General features: G+C 40.6%; 6 protein-coding genes. All 6 read left to right on the top strand.

Features of this window, described 5'->3' with window-relative positions:
• The first annotated feature begins 82 nt into the window (after window positions 1-82).
• Genes PLK24_RS08325 through aroC form a run of 6 tightly spaced genes read left to right on the top strand, consistent with a single transcriptional unit; the run spans window position 83 to window position 4,674 of the window.
• Window positions 83-607 carry an ECF transporter S component gene (locus PLK24_RS08325; RefSeq protein ID WP_324478094.1) on the top strand — a complete coding sequence of 175 codons (525 nt, stop codon included), beginning with the start codon at window positions 83-85 and terminating at the stop codon, window positions 605-607.
• Window positions 589-1,632, top strand: coding sequence for a dual-specificity RNA methyltransferase RlmN (rlmN, locus tag PLK24_RS08320; RefSeq protein WP_324478092.1), 1,044 nt, complete (start codon window positions 589-591; stop codon window positions 1,630-1,632). The genes PLK24_RS08325 and rlmN overlap by 19 nt, the downstream gene beginning before the upstream one ends.
• Window positions 1,629-2,645 (top strand): 3-deoxy-7-phosphoheptulonate synthase, encoded by a 1,017-nt coding sequence (aroF, locus tag PLK24_RS08315; protein ID WP_324478090.1) that lies wholly within the window; start codon window positions 1,629-1,631, stop codon window positions 2,643-2,645. The genes rlmN and aroF overlap by 4 nt, the downstream gene beginning before the upstream one ends.
• 1 nt (window position 2,646) lies before the next feature.
• Window positions 2,647-3,162: a prephenate dehydrogenase/arogenate dehydrogenase family protein gene (locus tag PLK24_RS08310; protein WP_324478088.1), complete on the top strand. Its 516-nt coding sequence runs from the start codon at window positions 2,647-2,649 to the stop codon at window positions 3,160-3,162.
• Window positions 3,135-3,503, top strand: a complete 369-nt coding sequence (locus PLK24_RS08305; protein ID WP_324478086.1) for a prephenate dehydrogenase dimerization domain-containing protein — start codon at window positions 3,135-3,137, stop codon at window positions 3,501-3,503. Before PLK24_RS08310 ends, PLK24_RS08305 begins: the two co-directional genes overlap by 28 nt.
• On the top strand, window positions 3,490-4,674 hold the full coding sequence (gene aroC / locus PLK24_RS08300; protein ID WP_324478084.1) for a chorismate synthase: 1,185 nt from the start codon (window positions 3,490-3,492) through the stop codon (window positions 4,672-4,674). Before PLK24_RS08305 ends, aroC begins: the two co-directional genes overlap by 14 nt.
• Window positions 4,675-4,925: the final 251 nt, after the last annotated feature.

The following is a 4,925-nucleotide window of genomic DNA, read 5'->3' as shown; positions in this document are numbered from 1 at the left end:
AGAAACAATAAAGATTAACAGTTATTTAAATTGAAAACCCTTTATTGTACAATATGAAATAAAAAGACCTGGTAAGATTCTTATGAAAAGAAGTATTTGTTTACTCTGTTTGAGTGCTCTGGGGATAGCTCTGACTTTCATAGCTTCACTGATCCGGATTCCCATACCTTCGATTCGATGGTATTTTCATCTAGGTGATACGGTTATTTTTGTTGTTTCACTCCTTTTCGGTCCGATTGCTGGAGCTGTTTCTGGAGCAATTGGTTCATCTCTAGCTGATTTGCATGCCGGGCTCACGGTGTGGATTCCGTTTTCATTAGTGATCAAAGGATTAGAAGGTTTTATTGTTGGTTGGATTAGCCAAGGGCGGGAGGGGAAAATGGATCTCATTGCTCTTTTCGTGGGATCTTTGTTGATGATTGGCGGATATGCGATTGCTACAATGGTCCTTTTTGGATGGCCAGTACTTATCTATGAAGTGCCGGTTGATGTTGCCCAATGTGCTGTTGCAATTATTCTCTCTCTTTTTATAGTGAGGAACATTCGAAAGAGATTCCCAATAATATCGAAACTAAAAGGATGTATTGAATGGAAAAATCAAATATAATCGGTTTGCTTCCAAATGACTTATTAACCTTTCTTGAAATGATGGGTGAACCCAGTTACCGATCAAAACAAATCACTCATTGGCTGTATCAACAAAATGCAACCACCTGGGATGAAATGAAAAATCTGCCTCTTGGTTTTCGCCAGGTATTATCCCAAAGATTTGATATTGGTCAGATAAAGATTGAAACGAAAATGGTTTCATCCGATCAAAGCATGAAGTATTTATTGCGACTCGCTGATGGAAATGGAATTGAAATTGTGGTTATCCCTCATCGCAAACGTATAACCATCTGTCTTTCTACCCAAGTGGGATGTCCGGTTGGCTGTTCCTTTTGTGCTACCGGACAAAGTGGCTTTAGCCGAAACCTGACCTATCAAGAAATTGTTGAGAGTGCTTGGAAAACCCAGATTGAAAGTAATAGTGTAATTAAAAACATTGTGTTTATGGGAATGGGAGAGCCTTTGTTGAATTACGAACAACTATCGAAAGCGATTCAGGTATTTAACCATTCCGATGGTTTTAATATTGGTTCTCGAAATATGACTGTGTCTACTATTGGGATACCGGATAAAATTATCAAATTAGCCCAGGAGTGGCCTCAAGTTAATTTGGCGGTATCTCTTCATGCTCCTAAAAACGAACTAAGGAAACAGCTGATACCTATTAATGACGTCTATCCTATTTCTCAATTAATGAAAACCATCGAGCAATATATTGCCTTGACACATCGTCGAGTAACTATTGAATATTCTTTATGGACCGATATCAATGATCAACGGGAGTATGCCTTTCAATTGGCTTCTCTTTTACGGGGATTGCTAGTACATGTCAATCTTATTCCAGGTAATCCTATAGCTGAATGCCATTTCGTTCCTTCTTCTCCGGCAAGGGTCATGACTTTTGCCCGAATCTTGGAAGATAATAAAATAAATGTCACCATTCGAGAACCCCGTGGTCAGGACATTGGGGCAGCATGTGGTGAACTTTATGGTTTGCATCATAAAAGAGGTGTGGTTGAATGATAATCGTTTTACGGCGTGGAACCTCACAACAAGAAGTCGATGAAATTGTTGAACGGTTGAAGAAGTTAGGTTTTGGAGCACATATATCCAAAGGAACCGAAAGAACCATTATTGGTGCAATTGGTGATGAACGTCAGGTCAATTTAGAAGAAAAAATTAGTGTTCTTCCCTTTGTTGAAAAGGTAATTCCAATTCTTGCTCCATATAAATTGACTAGTCGTGAATTTCGATCAGAGGATACGGTAATAGAAATAGGAAAGGTTCCTATCGGTCCTGGTAAGTTTGTAGTTATGGCAGGACCTTGTGCGGTTGAATCGGAAAAACAGCTTATGGAAACGGCCTATCGAGTAAAGGAAGCCGGAGCAACGATTTTACGAGCCGGAGCTTTTAAGCCGCGGACATCTCCTTATAGTTTTCAGGGATTGGGAGAAAAAGGTTTAAAAATTTTAGTTAAAGCCCGGGAAGAAACTGGTATGCCCATAGTAACTGAAGCTTTGGGCATAGAGGAACTTCCCTTAGTTAATGAATATGCCGACATGATTCAAATTGGAGCAAGAAATATGCAAAACTTTCGATTGTTGGAGGCGGCCGGAAGGTTGCGGAAACCAATCCTTCTAAAGCGAGGGATGATGAGTACGGTGGATGAACTCCTTATGTCAGCTGAATATATTCTCTCTCAGGGAAATTATAACGTGGTTTTATGCGAAAGAGGGATTAGGACCTTCGAATCGGCTACCAGGAATACTCTGGATTTAAGCTGCGTTCCCTTGGTCAAGAAACAAAGTCATCTTCCTATTGTGGTTGATCCCAGCCATGGTACTGGTCGTTCCGAGTTGGTTCCGGCAATGAGTTATGCCGCTCTTGCTGCCGGAGCTGATGGGTTACTTATCGAGGTTCATCCCAATCCTATCGAGGCGCTTTCCGATGGTCCTCAATCACAGGATCCCATTCAATTTTCAACTATGATGGCAGAGCTTAAGAAAATTGCTGGATTAAAGGGAAGGACCATATAATATGACCTATTCAATTGCGATCATTGGTTTAGGCCTAATAGGTTCTTCATTAGCATGTGACCTTTCGCAATGGTCAAAAAAAATATTTATCACAGGTTATGATATCGATGAAGAAACTAAACAATGGTGTTTGCAAAAAGGTATGGTTGATCGCATAGCTAAATCACCCCAACTGGCTGCAAAAGGATCAGATTTGATTTTTATTGCTACGCCAGTTCGGGTCATTCCAAAAATTTATTCAGATATCCATTCTTATTTGTTACCTCAGGCGATGGTTTTCGATCTGGGGAGCACTCGGCAATGGGTTTTTGATCACTTAATTCCAGCTCCAAATAAAAATCTATATTGCGGTTTTCACCCTATGGGTGGTGGGGTTGAAGGTGGAGCACGTTTTGCCCAACAAAAGCTATTCAAGGGGAGGCCGCTTCTGGTTACTCCCTATCGGTCTTTCAAGGATGGAGAAAAAAATATTATTGAGGAGATTACAAATTGCCTGGAGAGCCGGGTTTTTTTTTGACCGCCCCAGAACATGATCGTGTTTGTGCTTTGGTTAGTCACCTACCGCACGTAATTGCCAATGTTTATGCCTCACAGGTTTATGAAAAGGATTATAGTTTTAGCCAATTTGCCGGATCGTCATTTCGAGATTTAACCCGAATAGCAGGTTCCTCTCCCGAGGTTTGGTTAGATATTTTCCTCACCAATCAAGCCCAGATTCTATCTGTTATTGATGAATTGGAAGGAGGTCTTCGAATCATCAAGGAATTTATTAAAACAGAAGATGAGGATGGTTTGAAGGCTTTTCTAATCAAAGTAAAAAAAATTAAAGAACAGGTTGATGACTATGGTTCATTATGAAACTGCTGGAGAGTCTCATGGTACGGGAATTACTACCATAATAAGTGGTTTTCCTTCTCAGCTTCCGGTTGATGTTGACTTTATCCAAAATGAATTAGTCCGTCGCCAAAAAGGGTACGGATCGGGTCCAAGAATGAGAATGGAAAAAGACACTGTTGAATTTTTAGGAGGAGTAAGATGGAAAGAAACCTTAGGGTCTCCTATTTCAGTCTTGGTAAGAAACCGGGATTCAGTGAATTGGAAGATACAAATGGATCCCCTCGGTTTTCCTCCTCCCGATTATCATGAGGTGACAATACCGCGACCGGGTCATACTGACCTGGCGGGAATGGTTAAATATCAATTTACCGATATAAGAAACGTTATTGAACGGGCTAGTGCTCGAGAAACGGTTGGTCGTTGTGTTGCAGGAAGTTTTGCCAAGATGTTTTTAAATCAACTGGGTATAGGGGTAGGGGGTTATGTGGAAAGCATCGGAGGAATTGTCGCCGATACCGAAATGACTCTTGAAGAAAAAATCAAAGCGGCTCTCAACTCCACACTTGCGACCTTTGACCAACAATCTGAAAAGAAAATGATGAAGGTTATTGATCAAGCTCGGGAAAAAGGCGATTCATTGGGTGGAACTTTTGTCGTGGTGGCTTTTGGAATGATTCCCGGATTAGGTGATTATACCTCAGCTGCTAAAAGATTGGATGCCCAATTAGCAGCAGGATTGATGAGCGTTCCTTCGGTGAAAGGCGTTGAAATTGGGGATGGCTTTTTATCAGCCCAACTTTTTGGGAGTGAAGCTCATGACGCGATTTATTATGATCAAGACCGAGAACCATTTTCCTTTTTTCGTTCTACCAATCGGGCAGGAGGAGTTGAGGGTGGAGTTTCCACCGGCGAACCAATTGTAGTAAGATGTGCTATGAAACCCATACCAACCCTACAAAAGGGATTGCCATCGGTTGATATTATTGAAAAATCCAATGTGGTGGCTAGGTATGAACGATCAGATATTTGTGCTGTTCCACGTGGATTGGTAGTGGGTGAAGCAATGGTGGCCTGGGTTCTTGCCTCAGTGGTCCGGGAAAAATTTGGTGGCGATAGCCTGAACGAAGTGAAAGAAAATTTTAGGAATTATTTGAAATATTTAAGGGATTTTTCTACAAAAAAAATCAAATAGAATATCTGATCTTACTCAATTGTTTTTCTTTGGGGAACATCTTTTAAAAATTGGAGTTTTTTTGGTATAGTATTTTGGATATAATCAAGCCCTTACCAAAGAATTAAAATAGGTCATTATCCTGAAGCTTTGTATTATGAAGCCACGAGGATTTTATCAACCCAATCCGTCATTGCGAGACCTCGTTTTTTGAGGTCGTGGCAATCTCTTAATGAAGTCTTTAAAGGATTAGGAATAGAAAAACAGTCATA

It is taken from the genome of Atribacter sp., assembly GCF_035418125.1.
In the GTDB taxonomy this organism is placed as follows: domain Bacteria; phylum Atribacterota; class Atribacteria; order Atribacterales; family Atribacteraceae; genus Atribacter; species Atribacter allofermentans.
Note: the sequence above shows the minus strand (reverse complement) of the source record. Positions and strands in the feature narration are given on the sequence as shown.